General features: G+C 70.9%; 17 protein-coding genes and 1 pseudogene. 8 read left to right on the top strand and 10 right to left on the bottom strand.

The features are described from left to right. The 5 genes and pseudogenes from G3I19_RS23885 to G3I19_RS23865 form a co-directional block, all read left to right on the top strand. A pseudogene (locus G3I19_RS23885) lies at positions 1-1,052 on the top strand (thiamine pyrophosphate-dependent enzyme); the annotation flags it as partial. A gap of 10 nt (positions 1,053-1,062) precedes the next feature. Then, positions 1,063-2,007: a PDR/VanB family oxidoreductase gene (locus G3I19_RS23880; protein WP_164265745.1), complete on the top strand. Its 945-nt coding sequence runs from the start codon at positions 1,063-1,065 to the stop codon at positions 2,005-2,007. 28 nt (positions 2,008-2,035) lie between these two features. Continuing rightward, on the top strand, positions 2,036-2,260 hold the full coding sequence (locus G3I19_RS23875) for a recombinase-like helix-turn-helix domain-containing protein (RefSeq protein WP_164265744.1): 225 nt from the start codon (positions 2,036-2,038) through the stop codon (positions 2,258-2,260). Position 2,261: 1 nt separating this feature from the next. Continuing rightward, complete coding sequence (locus G3I19_RS23870; RefSeq protein ID WP_164265743.1) at positions 2,262-3,266, top strand: aromatic ring-hydroxylating dioxygenase subunit alpha; 1,005 nt, start codon at positions 2,262-2,264, stop codon at positions 3,264-3,266. Beyond that, positions 3,263-4,657, top strand: coding sequence for an MFS transporter (locus G3I19_RS23865; protein WP_343235189.1), 1,395 nt, complete (start codon positions 3,263-3,265; stop codon positions 4,655-4,657). Before G3I19_RS23870 ends, G3I19_RS23865 begins: the two co-directional genes overlap by 4 nt. On the opposite strand, the gene G3I19_RS23860 is transcribed toward G3I19_RS23865, so the two are convergent. After that, entirely contained in the window at positions 4,570-5,124 is a 555-nt protein-coding gene (locus G3I19_RS23860) for a MarR family transcriptional regulator (protein ID WP_164265742.1), read from the bottom strand. The genes G3I19_RS23865 and G3I19_RS23860 overlap by 88 nt on opposite strands. Positions 5,125-5,309: 185 nt before the next feature. Between G3I19_RS23860 and G3I19_RS23855 the strand changes: the two genes are divergently transcribed. Continuing rightward, the gene (locus tag G3I19_RS23855; RefSeq protein ID WP_164265741.1) at positions 5,310-5,981 is read left to right on the top strand and encodes a FadR/GntR family transcriptional regulator; all 672 of its coding nucleotides are present in this window, start codon (positions 5,310-5,312) and stop codon (positions 5,979-5,981) included. A gap of 94 nt (positions 5,982-6,075) precedes the next feature. On the opposite strand, the gene G3I19_RS23850 is transcribed toward G3I19_RS23855, so the two are convergent. The 5 genes from G3I19_RS23850 to G3I19_RS23830 are packed head-to-tail and all read right to left on the bottom strand — an operon-like array spanning position 6,076 to position 11,832. Further along, a complete protein-coding gene (locus tag G3I19_RS23850) occupies positions 6,076-7,110 on the bottom strand; it encodes an ABC transporter permease (protein ID WP_164265740.1) in 1,035 nt (344 codons plus the stop codon). Then, complete coding sequence (locus tag G3I19_RS23845) at positions 7,107-8,642, bottom strand: sugar ABC transporter ATP-binding protein (RefSeq protein ID WP_164265739.1); 1,536 nt, start codon at positions 8,640-8,642, stop codon at positions 7,107-7,109. The genes G3I19_RS23850 and G3I19_RS23845 overlap by 4 nt, the downstream gene beginning before the upstream one ends. Positions 8,643-8,644: 2 nt before the next feature. Further along, entirely contained in the window at positions 8,645-9,682 is a 1,038-nt protein-coding gene (locus G3I19_RS23840; protein ID WP_164265738.1) for a sugar ABC transporter substrate-binding protein, read from the bottom strand. A gap of 48 nt (positions 9,683-9,730) precedes the next feature. Further along, positions 9,731-10,510 carry an SDR family oxidoreductase gene (locus tag G3I19_RS23835; protein WP_164265737.1) on the bottom strand — a complete coding sequence of 260 codons (780 nt, stop codon included), beginning with the start codon at positions 10,508-10,510 and terminating at the stop codon, positions 9,731-9,733. Next, on the bottom strand, positions 10,507-11,832 hold the full coding sequence (locus G3I19_RS23830; RefSeq protein WP_164265736.1) for an enolase C-terminal domain-like protein: 1,326 nt from the start codon (positions 11,830-11,832) through the stop codon (positions 10,507-10,509). The genes G3I19_RS23835 and G3I19_RS23830 overlap by 4 nt, the downstream gene beginning before the upstream one ends. Positions 11,833-12,118: 286 nt before the next feature. On the opposite strand from G3I19_RS23830, the gene G3I19_RS23825 reads away from it, so the two are divergent. Then, complete coding sequence (locus G3I19_RS23825; RefSeq protein WP_164265735.1) at positions 12,119-13,246, top strand: PAC2 family protein; 1,128 nt, start codon at positions 12,119-12,121, stop codon at positions 13,244-13,246. 138 nt (positions 13,247-13,384) lie between these two features. On the opposite strand, the gene mshC is transcribed toward G3I19_RS23825, so the two are convergent. From mshC to G3I19_RS23805, 4 genes are all read right to left on the bottom strand, one after another. Next, positions 13,385-14,614, bottom strand: coding sequence for a cysteine--1-D-myo-inosityl 2-amino-2-deoxy-alpha-D-glucopyranoside ligase (mshC, locus tag G3I19_RS23820; RefSeq protein WP_164265734.1), 1,230 nt, complete (start codon positions 14,612-14,614; stop codon positions 13,385-13,387). A 157-nt stretch (positions 14,615-14,771) separates the two neighbouring features. Further along, positions 14,772-15,590 (bottom strand): SCO1664 family protein, encoded by an 819-nt coding sequence (locus tag G3I19_RS23815; RefSeq protein WP_164265733.1) that lies wholly within the window; start codon positions 15,588-15,590, stop codon positions 14,772-14,774. Further along, entirely contained in the window at positions 15,554-16,144 is a 591-nt protein-coding gene (locus tag G3I19_RS23810) for a DUF3090 domain-containing protein (protein ID WP_164265732.1), read from the bottom strand. Before G3I19_RS23810 ends, G3I19_RS23815 begins: the two co-directional genes overlap by 37 nt. Positions 16,145-16,218: 74 nt before the next feature. After that, positions 16,219-16,905, bottom strand: coding sequence for a histidine phosphatase family protein (locus tag G3I19_RS23805; protein WP_164265731.1), 687 nt, complete (start codon positions 16,903-16,905; stop codon positions 16,219-16,221). A gap of 104 nt (positions 16,906-17,009) precedes the next feature. Between G3I19_RS23805 and corA the strand changes: the two genes are divergently transcribed. Further along, positions 17,010-18,002 carry a magnesium/cobalt transporter CorA gene (corA, locus tag G3I19_RS23800; RefSeq protein ID WP_164265730.1) on the top strand — a complete coding sequence of 331 codons (993 nt, stop codon included), beginning with the start codon at positions 17,010-17,012 and terminating at the stop codon, positions 18,000-18,002. Positions 18,003-18,076: the final 74 nt, after the last annotated feature.

Genomic DNA, 18,076 nt, shown 5'->3' with positions numbered 1-18,076 from the left:
ACCGGCGCCGGCCTGCTGACGTCCAACTCGGGCCGGGGAGCGGTCCCGGAGGACCACCCGGCGCTCATCGGCAACGTCGCCACCGCACCGGCGGCGCGCGCCCTGCTCGCCGCCGCCGACGTGCTGCTCACCGCCGGCACGCCCTCCTGCTCCCACGAGAGCCCCGCCTACACCCTACCCCTGCCCGCGGCCCACACCACGATCACCGTCTCCCCGCCCTCCCCGAGCCGCGCACACCCGCCACGCCACGCCCGTCCACCGCGGTCGGCTACACCCTCGCCCTGCCCGCGGCCCACATCCAGATCGATGTCGACCCGGCCGCACCGGGCCGCGTCTACCCGGCGCGCCACGCCCTGCACGGGCGGGCGGCCGATGTGCTGGAGTCCCTGCTGCCGTACGCCCGCCGGTCCGAGCCGGACTGGACGGCGCGGGTCACCGGCGTACGCGAGGAGGTACGGGCGCTGCTGCACGACTCCATCGGCCCGCAGGCCGCGGTCTGCGGCGCGCTGCGCGCCGTGCTGCCGCGCGATTCGGTCGTCGCCCGCGATGTCACCATCGCCTCCAGCAGCTGGGGCAACCGGCTCCTGGAGATGTACGACCCCCGGTCCAATGTCTTCCCGCGCGGCGGCGGCATCGGGCAGGGACTCGGTATGGGCATCGGGGCGGCGCTCGCCCGCCCGGACTCCCCCACCGTGGTGCTGGCCGGCGACGGCGGCCTCGCCGTCCACCTCGGCGAGCTGCTCACGCTGGCCCAGGAACGGCCGCCCCTGACGCTCATCGTGTTCAACGACGGCGGCTACGGAGTGCTCCGCAACATGCAGGACCGCTACAGCGAGCGGCGCTCCGGGGTGGATCTGACCACTCCCGACTTCGAACAGCTGGCCCGCGCCTGCGGCCTGCCGTACGCCAGGATCGCGGCCGCCGAGCACGCGCACCCGGTGCTCGACCACGCGGTCGCGTCCGGCGGGCCCGTCCTCGTCGAGGTCGATCTGGCCGGACTCGGACCGATGAAGAACCCGTTCACTCCGCCCGTCACGATCCCCACGGCGTAGGGAGGCCACCATGGACGCACCCAGCGAGCCCCGGCTCGAACTCCTTGTCCGCACCATGACCCTGGAGGCCGACGGTGTCCTCTCGGTCGGTCTCGTCCACCCGGACGGCAAGCCGCTGCCGGCCTGGGAGCCCGGCGCCCATCTCGATCTGGAGATCGGCGGGCTGACCCGGCAGTACTCGCTCTGCGGAGACCCGCACGATCTTTCCGGCTACCGCATCGGCGTACTCGACGAGCCGTCGTCGCGCGGCGGTTCACGGTATGTGCACACCCGGCTGCGCCCCGGCCAGCGGGTCACGGCCACCGGTCCGCGGAACCACTTCGCCCTGGACGGCGCGGAGCGTTACGTGTTCATCGCGGGCGGCATCGGTATCACCCCGATCCTGCCGATGGCCCGCGAGGCCGAACGGCGGTCGGTCCCGTACACCCTGGTGCACGGCGGCCGGACGCGGGCATCCATGGCCTTCGGCGCCGAGCTGGCGGCGCTCGGCGGCGATGTGCTCCGGCATCCGCAGGACGAGCTGGGCCACATCGACCTCGCGGCGGCGCTGGACGGCGTGGGGCCGGGCACGCTGGTCTACTGCTGCGGGCCCGAGCCACTGCTCGCCGCCGTGGAGGCGGCCTGTCCCGCCGGGCTGCTGCGGGTGGAGCGGTTCGCCGCACCGGCCGTCGAACCGTCCGGGGACGACACCGCCTTCGACGTGGAGTGCCGGGCGTCCGGCGTCACCGTCACGGTCGGCGGCGGCACCTCCGTCCTGGCGGCCGTCGAGGCCGCGGGCGTCCCCGTCGGCAGCTCCTGCCGGGACGGCATCTGCGGGACCTGCGAGACCCGGGTGCTCCAAGGCACCCCGGACCACCGGGACTTCGTACTCAGCGACACCGAGCACGCGTCGAACGCGACCATGATGATCTGCGTGTCGCGCTGTGCCTCGGGCCCTCTCGTACTCGACCTGTGAACCCCCGAACCCCTCTGGAGGCACCGCGATGACCACCGACTGGCCCTACCTGGACGTGCATCAGTCCCGCACCCATGAGCCCACCCCCTACGAGTACCGGCTGGCCTCGGCCCTGGAGGAGGTCTTCACCCGCGAGGGCCACGAACTGGCCGACGTCGTCAGGGGACTCAACGCCCGCCAGGTGCACTCCCCCGACGGCACCCCGTGGACCGAGCAGTCCTTCCGCGCCGAGATCAACCGACTGGGAGCGTGACATGACCACCCTGACCGCCGACCACATCTACGCGACCGGGCTGCGCAACCAGTGGCACCCCGTCGTACCGTCCCGCTTCGTGGCACCGGGCGCCATGCGCAAGGTCACCGTGCTGGGTGAGCAGTGGCTGCTGTTCCGCCGCTCCGACTCGACGCTGAGTATGCTCGCCGACCGCTGTCCGCACCGCGGCGCACCGCTCTCCCTGGGCAAACACCTGGGCGACCGGGTGGCCTGCTGGTACCACGGCCTGGAGATCGAGACCGACGGCACCGTCTCGTCGGTGCCCGGTCTGCCCGGCTGCAATCTGGAGGGCAAGAAGCTCGTCAGGAGCCTGCCGGTACGCGAGGTGGGCGGGGCGGTGCTCGCGTACTTCGGCGACGACGCACACCCGGAACCCGCGCCGCTGACCCTGCCGGAGCCGCTCACCGACCCGGAAACCGACTCGTTCCTCTGCTACGCGGAGTGGAACGGGCCCTGGCGGTACGCGGTGGAGAATCTGCTCGACCCGATGCACGGCGCGTTCCTGCACCACGAGTCGCACACGATGTTCGACGGGGACACCACGGCCAAGTTCCGCATCCGCGAGACGGACCGCGGCTACTTCTTCGAGAAGACCGACCAGCGCGGCGTCAACTTCGACTGGGTCGAGCTGTGCAGGACCGGCGTCGACTGGGTCGACCTGTCGATCCCCTATCCGCCGTCGGCGGGCCCCGGCGGCCCGTTCGGCATCGTCGGGATGGTCTGCCCGGTCGACGAGAACCGTACCGGCGTCTTCTTCTGGCGCTACCGCAAGGTCGAGGGCTGGCAGCGGGACAGCTGGCGCTTCCTCTACCGGACCCTGATCGAGAAGCGCCACTGGGAAGTGCTGGAGCAGGACCGGGAGATGCTGGAGGCCATGCCGGCCGACGCCGACCAGCGGGAGAACCTGTACCAGCACGACCTGGGGGTGGTCAGGCTCCGCCGGATGTACCGGGCGGAGGCCGAGGCGCAGGCCGCGCCGCGGTGATCACCCGCCGCTGGCTGGGCGTCCTGAGCCTCCTGGTCATCGTGCTGATCTCGTACATCGACCGGGTCAATGTGTCGGTGCTGATCACCGACCGGGCCTTCACCGGTCATTTCGGGATCACCGGTGACCGGGTGGCGCAGGGCGCCCTGATGACCGCCTTCCTCGTGGGGTACGGGCTGGCCGCGTTCTTCCTCACCCCGCTGTACGAGTCCGTCCTGGGGGCGCGCCGCGGCCTCCTGCTGAGCGTCGCCCTCTGGTCGGTGCTCACGCTGGTCTCGCCCTATGCGCTGGGCGCGGTCGTGCTGGTGGTGCTGCGCGCCCTGCTCGGCACGGCCGAGGGACCGCTGTTCTCGCTCAAGACGATGTATGTGAGTGAGCACTTCGCGCCCGGCGCCGTGGGCAAGCCCAACGCGGTGACCTCGATGGGGGTCTCGCTGGGGACCGCGGTGGGGCTGCCGCTGATCACGTATCTGGTCGACCGCTTCGACTGGCACAGCTCGTTCCTGCTGCTCGCCGCCCTGAACGCGGTGGTGGGGCTGCCGCTGATCGCGCTCTTCGTCCGGGGACGGGGCACCCGGCACACGGCGGTGACGACAGGGACAACCGGGGCGACGGGTACGACGAGCGCGACGGAGACAAGCCGGACGGAGACAAGCCGGACGGAGTCGAGCGGGACGGAGACAAGCCGGACGACGGGGCGCCGGTCGTTCGGAGCGACGCTCCGGCAGGCCCTGCGCACACCGCGGCTCGGAAGCATCCTGCTGATAGAGATCGCCACGCTGGCGTATCTCTGGGGCAGCAGCGCCTGGCTGCCGTCGTATCTGCTCCAGGAGCGCCACTTCTCACTGGCCGCGATGGGGGCGGTGGCGTCCCTGCCGTTCCTGCTGAGCCTCGCCTCCGGCTTTCTGGGCGGCTGGCTGCTGGACCGGCTGCCGCCGCGCCGTCTCCCGCTGCTGTTCGTCGTGGGCAGTGTGGGGACCGGGGGCTGCGTCCTGCTGGTCATCGGAGCGGACTCCGCCTGGCTCGCCGCCACCGGTCTTGTACTCGCCAACGGCTTCTGGGGTCTGCAGGGTCCGGCGATCCCGACGCTGGTGCAGCAGGCCGCGCCCGCCGGCGCGGTCGGCAGTGCCTACGGGGTGGTGAACGGGATCGGGAACCTCGTCTCGGCCTTCATGCCGATGGCGATGGGCGCCGTGATGGGCCTGCTCGGCGGCCGGGGGTTCGCGGCCGGCTACGCGCTGCTGGCCGCGACCCAGCTGGTGACGCTGGTGTGCGGCGCCCGGCTGCTGCTGAAGCCGCTCGCTCAGCCCGCCACGGAGCCAGGTTCCGCTCCGTCGACGTCCGATTCGGTGATGGACCGCTCCAGCCTGGACAGCAAGCGGGCCAGCTGACGGCACTCCGCCGGGGTGAGGCCGCCGAGCATCCGGCGTTCGTTGTCGAGATGCTCGGCGAACACCTCGTCCACCTTGGCGAGCCCGGCGTCCGTCAGACGCGAGTAGACGACCCGGCGGTCCTCGGCGTCGCGTTCCCGGACGATCAGACCGTCCTTCTCCAGCCGGTCGATCCGCAGCGTCACCCCCGCCGACGACACCAGACCCGAGTCGGCGAGCTGGCCCGCCGTCAGCCGGTAGGGCGCGCCTGCCCTGCGCAGCGCGGTCAGCACGTCGAAGCCCGCCACCGAGAGCCCGTGCCGGTCGATCGCGGTGGTGAGCCTGGTGCTGTACCGGAGGAAGGTGCGGTGCAGCCTCGCCAGGACCTCCAGGGGCGCGGTGTCCAGCTCCGGGCGCTCCCTGGCCCAGTCCGCCACAATGGACGCGACAGCATCCTGATGTGCCCCCGCCGCCTTCTTCCCGGCCATGCGCCGCAGCCTCCCTGTCCCCGCTCACAACGTCGTACAAGGATGAAATCTTAGCCCTGAAATATGTCGGCCCGCACAGGGGCCACGGCCCGATCCGGCCGCAATACCCGGACCCGCGTGCGCGAGCGGCCCCGGAGGAGCCATAATCAGCAGATACATCGGATGTCTGTTGAGGCGAGGTTCCCATGGCTGTGACCGACGAGGCCATCGAGAAGATCAAGGAAATGATCGTCTCGGGCGCACTGCGGCCAGGCGACCGGCTGCCCAAGGAGAGCGAACTCGCCGCCGAACTCGGCCTTTCGCGCAACTCGCTGCGCGAGGCGGTGCGCGCCCTGTCGCTGATCCGCATCCTCGACGTACGGCAGGGCGACGGCACCTACGTCACGAGTCTCGATCCGCAGCTGCTGCTCGAGGCGATGAGCTTCGTCGTGGACTTCCACCGGGACGACACCGTGCTGGAGTTCCTGGCCGTACGCCGCATCCTGGAGCCTGCCGCCACGGCGATGGCCGCGCACCGGATCGGCGAGGAGGAGCTGGAGACGCTCAGCGCCCAGCTGGACGCGCTCGGCCCGCAGCCGTCCGTGGAGGAGCTGGTCGCCTGCGACCTGGAGTTCCACCGGGGCATCGTGCAGAGCTCGGGGAACTCGGTGCTCTGCTCCCTGCTCGACAGTCTCTCCGGGCCCACCACCCGCGCCCGGGTGTGGCGCGGGCTGACCCAGGAGGACGCGGTGAGCCGTACCCTCCACGAACACCGCGCCATCCTGACAGCGCTCAGGGACCGGGACGCCGAAGCGGCCAGGTCCTGGGCGACGGTGCACATCGCCAGCGTCGAGCAGTGGCTGCGCTCGACCCTGTGAGCGGGCGTCCGTGCGTACGGCGCTCCGCGCAGGGCCGTACGACGCCGGGCGGGGCGGGGACGCTGCGGCGTCCCCGCCCCGCTGAGCGCCCGGGTCAGTCCTGCTCCTCACCGCTCGCGAAGCGGGAGGCGATCAGCGCGATGATGATGATCGCGCCGTTGAGGAACGTCTCCCACTGGCCTGGCACCCCGGCCAGCGTCATCACATTGACCACCAGCTGAAGAGCGAGGACACCGGTGAGCGCGCCGAAGATGGTGCCGCGGCCGCCCTTCAGCCCGATGCCGCCGATGACCGCGGCCGCCATGACCTGGAAGATCATGTCCTTGCCCTGGGCGGCGCCGACCGAACCGTAGTGGCCGGTGTAGAGGATTCCCGCGAAGGCGGCGAGGAGCCCGCCGATCGCCAGCACGATCCAGGTGACGCGGTCGACCCGGATACCGGCCGCGCGGGCCGCCTCCGGGTTGCCGCCGATCGCGTAGAGCGACCGGCCGTGCCGGGTCCAGGCCAGCGCCGCCCCGCCAACGGCGAACAGCGCGAGGCAGATCCAGACCGCGGCGGGGGCACCGAGCCAGGAGGCCCGGCCCAGATAGCTGAACGAGGACGGGACCTCGATGATCGACTTGCCCTCGGTGATCCCGATGTGCAGCCCGCGGAGCATCATCAGCATGCCCAGCGTCGCGATGAAGCCGTTGACACGCAGCTTCAGCATCAGGAATCCGTTGAACGCGCCGATCGCCAGCCCCGCGAGCAGGCAGAGCGGGATCGCCATCCAGGTGGGCAGCAGCCCGAGGCCGGTGAACCGGTCGCCCGACGAGGGCAGCACCAGCCACAGCGCGATGACCGGCGCGATACCGATCGTCGACTCCAGCGACAGGTCCATCCGCCCGCAGATCAGGATGAACGCCTGGGCCAGCACCAGCAGGCTGAGTTCGGACGACTGCTGGATGACGTTGATCAGGTTCTGGGACGTCAGGAACACCGGCGAGACGATGAACCCGATCACCATCAGCACCAGGATCACCGGCACCAGCGAGAAGTCGCTCCAGCGGATCAGCGCCAGCCTGGCGCGCACCGGGCTCAGCTGACCCCTGGTCTCCTCGGCCGCTGCCGGCCGGATCGTGTCGGTCATGCCCGCTCCCCCACACCTTCCATGGCGGCGACCAGTTCCCCGTCCGTCCACCCACTGTCGTATTCGGCGACCACCCGCCCGTGGAAGAGCGCGACCACCCGGTCGCACACGCGCAGGTCGTCGAGTTCATCGGAGATGATCACGGCGGCGTTGCCCTCGTCGGCGACCCGCCGCACCACGCCCAGGAGCGAGTCCTTGGACTTGATGTCCACACCGGCCGTCGGCCGTACCGCCACCAGCGTGCTGGGGTTGCGCGCCAGCGCGCGGGCGACCACGACCTTCTGCTGGTTGCCTCCGGAGAGCCCCGAGACCTTCTGGTCGGGTCCGGTGGTCTTGATGTCCAGCGAGGCGATCATGCTGCTCGCGAACTCCCTGGTACGGGAGGGGAGTACGGTCCCCCACGGCCCCAGCTGGTCGGCGACCGTCAGCGTGGCGTTCTCGGCCACGCTGCGCTCCAGGACCAGGCCCTGGCGGTGCCGGTCCTCCGGGATGTAGCCGATCCCCGCGTTCAGGGCGTGCGGCACACTTCCCGGCCGGACGTCGCGCCCGCGGACCGAGACCCGCCCCGCGGTGGCCTTGCGCATCCCGACGAGCGTCTCGCCCAGCGCGGTGTTGCCGCTGGCCGCCGCGCCCGCGATACCGAGGACCTCACCGGGGTGCACCTCGATGTCGAGTGGCTCGAACTCGCCCTCGACGGCCAGCCCTTCGGTCCGCAGCACAGGCTCCGCCGCACCGGCCGCGGTGGCCGGTCCCGCACCGGACGCCGCGTGCCAGGCGACCTTCGCGGCAGCGGCCTCACCGGTCATCGCCGCGACCAGATCGGCCTTGCCCAGCTCGGCGACGGGCGCCGTCAGGACGTGCCGGGCGTCGCGGTAGACCGTCACCGCGGTGCACAGCTCGTACACCTCCTGGAGGTGGTGCGAGATGAAGAGGAACGCGACCCCCTGGCTCTGGAGGTCCCTGAGCTTGCTGAACAGGCTCTGGATCCCCCGCGCGTCGAGCTGCGCGGTGGGCTCGTCGAGGATGATCAGCCGGGCGCCGAAGGAGAGCGCGCGGGCGATCTCCACGAACTGCACCTGTTCGACGGAGAGGTCCTTCGCCCGGGTGTTGGGGTCGACGTTCACCCCGTATTCGGCGAGCAGCGCCGCGGCCCGCGTGCGCAGCCCGGACCAGCTGATCCAGCGGCCGCCCGGCGCACCGCGGCCGGTACCGAAGTTGTTCAGGAAGAGGTTCTCGGCGACGGTGAGATCGGGGACGGCCATGGACTTCTGGTAGACGCAGGCGACCTTCGACTGCCAGGCCATGGTGTCGCCGAAGGCGGGCGCGGGCTCACCGCTGAAGGTGACCGTGCCCGCGTCCGGCTTGTGGAGTCCGGTGATGACGCTGACGAGGGTGGACTTTCCGGCGCCGTTGCGCCCGACCAGGGCGTGCGACTCACCGGGCTTGACTGTCAGGCGGACATCGTCGAGCGCGACGGTGGGACCGAAGCGCTTGACGATGCCCTGCGCATGAACCGCGGGTGCATCGGACATGGTCAGTTCTTCTTCCCCAGCTGGTTGGCCCACAGCTTCGGGTCGTTCACATTGGCCTTGGTCACGAGCGGCGCGGGGAGCTGGTCCTCGAAGCCGTTCGGGATCTTGATGATGTGGGAGTCGTGGTCGGTCGCGCCCACCTTGAACTTCTTGCCGTCGACGGCCGCCTTGGCGTAGTACAGCGCGTACTTCGCGTACAGGTCGGCGGGCTGGGAGATGGTCGCGTCGATCTTCCCGGCCTTGATCGCGTCGAACTCCTCCGGGATGCCGTCGTTGGAGATGATCGTGATGTGGCCCTTGGTCCCGGCCGGCTTCAGCAGCTTCTTCTGCTCCAGGAGCGCGAGCGTGGGCTGCAGGAAGACACCGCCGGCCTGCATGTAGATCCCGTTGATGTCGGGGTTGGCGGCCAGCGTGGACTGGAGCTTGGCCGACGCGACGTCGCCCTTCCAGTCGGTGGCCAGCTCGAAGACCTTGATCCTGGGGAAGTTCTTGGTCATGCACGACTTGAAGGCCACCGAGCGGTCCCGGCCGTTGATCGACGACAGGTCGCCCTGGAACTCGACGACCTTGCCCTTGCCCTTCAGCTGCTGACCGAGGTACTTGCAGGCGTTCTCGCCGTACGCGCGGTTGTCGGCGCGCACCACCATGTAGACGTCGCCCTTGTCGGGGCGGGTGTCGACGCTGATGACGGGGATCTTCTTCTTGTTGAGGCTCTGCAGGGTCGACGCGATGGCCCCGGTGTCCTGCGGCGCCATCACCACCGCCTTGGCTCCCTGGTCGCTGAACGTCTGGACGTTGGCGACGAGCTTGCCGATGTCGTTCTGCGAGTTGGTCAGCGGGAGCGCCTTGACCTCACCGGCCGCGACGCCCTTCTTGACGTACTGCTGGTAGGAGTTCCAGAAGTCGCTGTCGCTGCGCGGCAGGTCGATGCCGACCTTCTTGTCGTCCGAGCCGCTGCCCGAGTCGCGGTTGCAGCCCGCGAGCGCGGTCACGGCCAGCAGTACGGCGCAGGCCGCCGCACTCGTTGTACGCACCTTCATTGGTGTCCCGTCCCTGGATAGTGGCGCTTGATGTATCAGTGCGTGTGCTCAGCCGGCGGCGGGGCGCAGGCGCAGTCCCTGCATTCCGCCGTCGACCGCGAGTGCCGTCCCGGTCACGGCGGCGGCCGCGGGGCTCGCGAGGTAGAGGACGGCCGCCGCCACCTCTTCGGCGGTGACGAGCCGGCCGGTGGGCTGGCGGGCGTTGAGCGCCGCGCGCTCGGCGGCCGGGTCGTCGGCCTGGCCGAGCAGCCGGCCGACCCACGGGGTGTCCGCGGTGCCGGGGTTGACGCAGTTGACCCGGATGCCTTCCCTGACGTGGTCGGCCGCCATCGCCAGGGTCAGCGAGAGGACCGCTCCCTTGCTGGCGCTGTACAGGGCGCGCTGCGGCAGTCCGGCGGTCGCGGCGATCGAGCAGGTGTGGGTGAGCGAGACACAGCCCGGCCGGGCGGCGGCCGAGCGGCGCAGGTGCGGCAGCGCGTGACGGGCGGTGCGGACCATGCCGAGTACGTTGATGTCCAGGACCCGCTGCCACTCGTCGTCGGGGTTGTCGGCGACGGTGCCGACGGCGCCGATGCCCGCGTTGGACACCACCGTGTGCAGCGCGCCGAATTCGGCGGCGGCCGCGTCGACCGCCTCCCGTACCCCGCCGTCGTCGGTGACGTCCGCCTCGATCGCGAGGGTGCCGTCGGGTGCGCCCTTGGTCTCGCGGTCGAGTACGGCGACCCGGGCGCCGCGGGCCAGCAGTTCGGTGGCGATGGCGGCTCCGATACCGGAAGCTCCGCCGGTGACCAGGGCGCCGAGCCCTTCGAAGTCGCGTGCAGTGGTCACGAGTTGACCTCCTCGGTGGTGCGGCGGGCCTGCCAGACGGGCCCGTCGGGGTAGCGGTGCGCGGCGAGTGATGCGGGGTGCATACGGGCGGAGAAGCCCGGCGCGCGGGGCGCCAGGTAGCGTCCGCCCTCGATCACCGCGGGGTCGGTGAAGTGTTCGTGCAGATGGTCCACGTACTCGATGACGCGGTCGTCCTGACTGCCCGATACGGCGACGTAGTCGAACATCGCCAGGTGCTGGACCAGCTCGCACAGCCCGACGCCGCCCGCGTGCGGGCAGACCGGGACGCCGAACTTGGCGGCGAGCAGCAGGATCGCGAGGTTCTCGTTGACACCGGCCACCCGGGCCGCGTCGATCTGGACGAAGTCGACCGCGCCCGCCTGGAGCAGCTGTTTGAAGACGACCCGGTTGGCGACGTGCTCACCGGTGGCGACCTTCACGGGCTGCCCCGATCTGACCGCCGCGTGGCCGAGGATGTCGTCGGGGCTGGTCGGCTCCTCGATCCAGTGCGGGTCGTACGGGGCGAGGGCGCCCATCCACCGCAGCGCTTCGGCCACGTCCCAGCGCTGGTTGGCGTCCACGGCGACCCGGATGCCGGGGCCGACGGTCGCGCGGGCCAGCTTCATCCGGCGGACGTCGTCGTCCAGGTCGGCGCCGACCTTCAGCTTGATCTGCCCGAAGCCCGCGTCGACCGCCTCCCGGGCGAGCCGTACCAGCTTGGCGTCGGAGTAGCCGAGCCAGCCGGGCGACGTCGTGTACGCGGGGTAGCCGTCGGCGCGCAGCAGGGCGGCCCGTTCGGCGCGGCCGGGCTCGGCGGCGCGCAGGATGGCGAGGGCCTCGTCGGGGGTGAGCGCGTCGGTCAGATAGCGGAAGTCCACGAGGGAGACCAGCTCCTCCGGTGTCATGCCGGCCAGGAACTCCCAGACCGGCTTGCCCGCCGCGGTGGCCGCCAGGTCCCAGGCCGCGTTGATGACCGCGCCCGCGGCCATGTGCATCACCCCCTTCTCGGGGCCGAGCCAGCGCAGTTGCGAGTCATGGGTGAGGTCGTGGTGCAGCGCGGCGAGCCCGGCCGCGGTGAGCGGCGCCGGCCGCCCCTCGACGTACGGCCGCAGTGCCTCGATGGCAGCGGCGATGACGTCGTTGCCCCGCCCGATGGTGAAACAGAAGCCATGTCCCGCGACACCGCCCGGCGCATCGGTGCTGAGCACCACATAGGCCGCGGAGTAGTCGGGGTCCGGGTTCATGGCGTCCGAGCCGTCGAGCTGTTCCGAGGTGGGGAATCGGATGTCGTGGACCTCGAACCCCGTGACGGTCGGACTCATCCACACTCCCTTGGTAAGAACCGTTAAGAACATCGGACCTTTAATTTGTCATCCGATGTATAGCCCTGCAGATGCCATACCGTCCAGGGGTGGGACGAAATTTGCCGGTACAGCTCGGATGAATCGGTTCGATTTGGGCAGACTCCCGGAACGGCTCGTCCAGGCTGCCGGGCGGGCACCGGCCTGAACAGGGGTGTGCGGCGGGCTGTGCACAAGGGCTGCGTCCGGGTACCCGGGAAGCCGTAAGGTTGATGCGTAAGAGAAGAACTTCGGAGGGAGGCACTGGGTGATCGAGCTCGAGGGGGTTCCCGAGCTGATCGACCCGGTCATGGTGGCCGCGTTCGAGGGCTGGAACGACGCCGGCGACGCAGCCTCCACCGCGGTCGCCCACCTGGACCGGGAGTGGAAGGGCGAGGTGTTCGCGGCGCTCGACGCCGAGGACTACTACGACTTCCAGGTCAACCGGCCCACGGTGTGGCTGGACGGCGGGGTACGCAAGGTCACTTGGCCGACGACCAGGCTCTCGGTGATCCGGGTGACCGGCGACAAGCCACGCGATCTGGTGCTGGTCCGCGGGATCGAGCCGTCCATGCGCTGGCGTTCGTTCTGCAACGAGATCCTGGGCTTCGCCCATGAGCTGGGCGTCGAGATGGTGGTGATCCTGGGCGCACTGCTCGGCGACACCCCGCACACCAGGCCCGTACCGGTCAGCGGGGTCACGTCGGACGCGGACCTGGCCAGGACGATGGACCTGGAGGAGACGCGGTACGAGGGCCCGACCGGCATCGTCGGCATCCTCCAGGAGGCGTGCACGCATGCCGGTGTACCGGCGGTGAGCCTGTGGGCCGCCGTCCCGCACTATGTGTCACAGCCGCCCAACCCGAAGGCGACGCTCGCCCTGCTGAACCGGCTGGAGGACCTGATCGATCTGCGGATCCCGCTGGGCGAACTGCCCGAGGACGCACGGGCCTGGCAGGTCGGCGTGGACCAACTGGCCGCGGAGGACAGCGAGGTGGCGGAGTACGTCCAGACGCTGGAGGAGGCACGCGACACCGCGGAGCTTCCCGAGGCGTCCGGCGAGGCCATCGCCCGGGAGTTCGAGCGGTATCTGCGGCGCCGTGACGGCGGTCCAGGTCAGGCCGGCGGCCGTGCCACGGACGGCGGCGAGGCCGGCAGCTATCTGCGGGACAGCCCCGGCCCCGGCAGCCGCTCCCGGCCCCCGAAGCCGCAGCGGCCGGACGCGGGGACGAGCAGGCCCACGGACGGCAGGCCCGCCGACGGCGGCCCCCCGGGCCGCAGGCCCACGGACGGCAAGCCATCGGACGAATCGGACGGCACGTCCCCGGGTGGCACATCCTCGGACGGCTCATCCCCGGACGACGAGAGCGGCCCGGAGGACTCCTCCCAGGAGTGACCCCGCCGGGGAGACGCTGCCCCGGGCTGTGGGAGACCGAGAGCATCCCGGCGGAACGGACAGTCGCCCCCGGACTCCACTGCTGGAGTCCGGGGGCGACTGCGTAGCAGTACGCGTCCTCGCTACGGGACCACGGGGCTACAGGGCGACCCCGAGCAGGGCGTCGACGGTCCGCGACACCAGGCCGGGCGCCCCCTCGTCCGTACCGCCGCCGGACTGCTGAAGAGCGGCCCACCGGTCGACGGCGCGCAGCGCGGCCGGTGCGTCGAGGTCGTCGGCGAGTGCCTTCCTGATCTCGTCGACCAGAGCGTCGGCCGACGGCCCGTCGGGCCGGGAGACGGCGGCGCGCCAGCGGCCGAGCCGCTCCACGGCGTCCGCCAGGACCTGGTCCGTCCACTCCCAGTCCGAGCGGTAGTGGTGGGCCAGCAGGGCGAGACGGATCGCGGCCGGATCCACACCGTCCTGGCGCAGCTTCGACACGAAGACCAGATTGCCCTTGGACTTGGACATCTTCTCGCCGTCGAGCGCGACCATGCCCGCGTGCACATAGGCGCGGGCGAACGGGTGCTCGCCGGTCAGCACCTGGGCGTGCGATGCGCCCATCTCGTGGTGCGGGAAGGCGAGGTCGGAGCCGCCGCCCTGGACGTCGAAGCCCATGCCGAGGTGGTCGAGGGCGATGGCCACACACTCGATGTGCCAGCCGGGCCTGCCACGGCCCAGAGAGCCGCCGTCCCAGCTGGGCTCGCCCTCACGGGCGCCCAGCCAGAGCATCGGGTCGAGCGGGTTCTTCTTGCCGGGCCGCTCGGGGTCGCCGCCGCGCTCGGCCGAGAGCAGCCGCATCGCCTCCGCGTCCAGGTTCGACACCTCGCCGAAGTGCGCGTCGCTCTCGACGGAGAAGTAGACGTCGCCGTCGAGTTCGTAGGCCGCGCCGATGTCCCGCAGCCGTTCGACGAGCGGCACGATGCCCGGTATGGCCTCGACCGCTCCGATGTAGTGCTTCGGCGGGAGCATGCGCAGCGCGGTCATGTCCTCGCGGAAGAGTGCCGTCTCGCGCTCCGCGAGCTCGGTCCAGTCCTCACCGTCGCGCACGGCCCGCTCCAGCAGCGGATCGTCCACGTCGGTCACGTTCTGCACGTAGTGGACCTGCCGCTTGGTGTCGAGCCACACGCGCTGAACGAGGTCGAACGCGTTGTAGGTCGCCGCATGACCGATGTGGGTCGCGTCGTACGGAGTGATGCCGCAGACGTAGATGCGGGCGACGGGGCCGGGGTCGAGGGTGACTCGTCCGCCGGTCGCGGTGGAGTGGATCTGGAGGTCGGCGCCCTTGCCGGGCAGGGCGGGAACCTCAGAAGCGGGCCAGGCATACATGTACACGAGCGTAACCGGACGTCAGTTCCGAGAACGAACCGGAGTACTGACGTTGGCCGAATCGGCACTCTTGCGCGAGTGCGGTGGGTACGTGCTACGAGGCTGCGTGCCCCGGGTCCCCCGCCCCCGCACACGGCCGGGGCCCGGATCCGTACGCCTAGACCGGCGGCCAGGGGATCGCCGGCCAGTCACCGCTCGGGACGGGGTGCCGTCCGGCCTCCCTGAGCGCCTCCACGCGCCCCCGCAGCGCTTCCAGCTCCGCCCCGGTGATGAGCCCCGCCAGGCGCTCCGCGAGCCCTGTGCCGGGCGCCAGCTCCCCCGCGAGCTTGTCCAGTACCCGGGCCGTCTCCGGAGTCAGCGGTTCGCCCGCCCACCCCCACAGCAGGGTCCGCAGTTTGTCGTCGGCGTTGAAGGTGACCCCGTGGTCGATGCCGTAGAGCCGGCCCTCGCCGGCCGGCAGCAGATGGCCGCCCTTGCGGTCGCCGTTGTTGATCACCGCGTCCAGCACCGAGAGCCGCCGCAGCCGCTCGTCGTCGGCGTGCACCAGCAGCGCCGTCCGGCCCTCGCCGACGTCGGCGAAGCCGATGGCCTTCCAGCCTTCGGCGGGCTCGTCGTCCTCGACGAGTGCCAGCAGCGACGGCTCGGACTCGGACTCGATCCACAGCTGGCACATGCCTTCGCCGTACGGCCCGTCGCGCAGCACCGTCGGCGGGACGAATCCCCACCCGGTCGCCTCGGAGACCTCGTACGCCGCCACCTCGCGCTGGGCGAGCGTCCCGTCGGGGAAGTCCCACAGCGGCCGTTCACCGGCGACCGGCTTGTACACACAGGCCGCTTCCCGGCCCTCGTACGCGACCGTGCAGTACAGCACCGCGTTCGATGCCTCGCGCACCTGGCCGCGTACCGTCAGCTCCCCCTCCAGGAGGAGCCGGGTGGCCGTCACGCCTCCCTGCGGTATCCGTTCTGGCGCGGGCATACGTGTCCCTCCGGGTCGAGCGGCAGGCTGCACAGGGGGCACGGCGGCCGCCCCGCGTTCACTACGTCGAGCGCGCGCTTGGCGAAGGCCCTGGCCTGTGCGCCGGTCAGCCGGACGCGGAGCATCGGCGGACCGTTCTCGTCGTCCTGGAGGAGCCGCTCCTCGGCCTCCGCGAGGTCTTCATCGGTGTCGGCGTCCAGCTCGACGAGTGCCTGCGCCTCGATGATCATGCGCTGTTCGTCGCCGTCCCAGGCCAGCGCCATGGTGCCGACGCGGAACTCCTCCTCGACCGGTGCGTCCAGCGGGGCGGTGTCACCGGCCTCGGAGGGGGCGACCGCCGGTACCGGGGAGTTGCCCCCGGTCCTGCGCACCACTTCGTCGAGCAGTTCGTCGATGCGCTCGGCGAGCGCGGCCACCTGGGTCTTCTCCAGCGCCACGCTGGTGGTGCGGGACCCGGACGACGCCTGCAGAAAGAACGTACGGCGCCCAGGCAGCCCGACCGTACCGGCAACGAAGCGGTCCGGTGGGTCGTAGAAGTACACCTGACGGGACACGTCCTGATCTCCATGGGGGTTCGGCTGCGGGGGTGATCCGGTTTACGGCCCGCCCACCCTACTGCGCGGATCGATCACGGCGCGCCCGCGCCACCACCGACAGCCGCGTCCGATCCCGAACCGCTCTCGCGCGGCGCCAGCGAGCCGAACTCACCGGTGTCGCCGAGGCGCAGGACGAACGGCCGCACCGCGGTGTAGCGGATCGCCGTGAGGGAGCAGGGGTCGACGTGGATCCGCTGGAAGAGGTCGAGATGCATACCGAGGGCGTCGGCGATCACCGACTTGATGATGTCGCCGTGCGAGCACATCGCGTACACCGCGTCCTCGCCGTGTTCGGCGTCGATCCGGGCGTTCCAGTCCCGTACGGCGTCGACGGCGCGCGCCTGCATGGCCCGCATCGACTCACCGCCGGGGAACGCGGCGGACGACGGGTGCTGCTGCACGGTCTTCATCAGGGGCTCGTCGCCGAGTTCGGCGAGTTTGCGCCCCGACCAGTCGCCGTAGTCGCACTCACTGATGCGGTCCTCGGTGTGCACGGTCAGCTCGGGCCGTGCGGCCAGCAGCGGCGCGACGGTCTCGCGGCAGCGCTGCAGCGGGCTGGTGACGACGGCGGTGAGCGGCAGCCCGGCCAGCCGGTCCGGCAGCGCGGACGCCTGGGAGACACCCCGCTCGTCGAGGGAGACTCCGGGCATGCGGCCCGCGAGCACCCCGGAGGTGTTGGCTGTGGAGCGTCCGTGCCGTACAAGAATCAGCGTGGCCATGGCGGCCAGCCTAGAGCGTGCGGGCGGGCTTGTGATGGCCGGTACGACGGGGACCGGCCTGGATACGGCCCCCGCGCGTGCACGGGCGGCGCGGTCAGGGAAGAATGCGCGCCGTGATTGTCGATTGCGCCATCTACCGGGACGGACGCCGTATCGAGGGGCCTGCGGACCTCTCCGACGCCCTCGCCGAGGCACGCGCGGACGGGAACGCCTTTCTCTGGGTCGGGCTGCATGAGCCGACGCAGCAGGAATTCGACCTGGTCAGAAGCGAGTTCAAGCTGCACCAGCTGGCCGTGGAGGATGCCCTGCGGGCCCATCAGCGGCCCAAGCTGGAGGTCTACGACGAGACTCTCTTCCTGGTGCTGAAGCCGGTGATGTACGACGCGGAGAGCGACGCCGTGACCACCGACGAGCTGATGGTCTTCCTCGGCGACTCCTTCGTGGTGACGGTGCGGCACGGTGCGGGCGCCCCGCTCGCCGCCGTACGCAAACGTCTAGAGCAGGAGCACGATGTGCTCAAGCACGGCCCCACCGCCATCATGTACGCGGTGAGCGACACGGTCGTCGACCACTACATCGATGTGGCGGCCGAGCTCCAGACCGACCTGGAGGAGCTGGAGGCCGAGGTCTTCGCGCCCAACGGCGGCGACTCGAAGAACGTCGCGTCGCGGATCTACACCTTCAAGCGGCAGGTGCTCGAATTCCGCCGTGCCTCCGGGCCGCTGGCGGCTCCCATGGCCCGGCTCGCGGGGGCGGGAGTGCCGTTCGTGCACGAACACTCGCAGCCGTTCTTCCGGGATGTGGGCGACCATCTGACCCGCGCCAACGAGCAGGTGGAGGGGCTGGACAGGCTGCTGTCCGACATCCTCTCGGCACATCTGGCGCAGATGGGCGTCCGGCAGAACGACGACATGCGGAAGATCTCCGCGTGGGCGGCGATGGCTGCGGTGCCGACCATGGTCGCCGGTATCTACGGCATGAACTTCGAGCACATGCCGGAACTGAAGTGGACCTGGGCCTACCCGGCGGTGATCGCGCTGATGGCCGCGGTCGTCTTCGCCCTGCACCGCCAGTTCAAGCGGCGCGGCTGGCTCTGAGGCGGGCCAGGCGGGCCAGGCGGGCCGGGCGGGCCGGGCGGGCCGGCCGGATCCTGCGGCCTCCGCCTCCGCCA

Origin of the sequence: Streptomyces sp. SID10853 (assembly GCF_010548145.1) — a bacterium.
GTDB lineage: Bacteria > Actinomycetota > Actinomycetes > Streptomycetales > Streptomycetaceae > Streptomyces.
The sequence above is the reverse complement of the archived record's forward strand: the minus strand, read 5'-3'. Positions and strand labels throughout refer to the sequence as shown.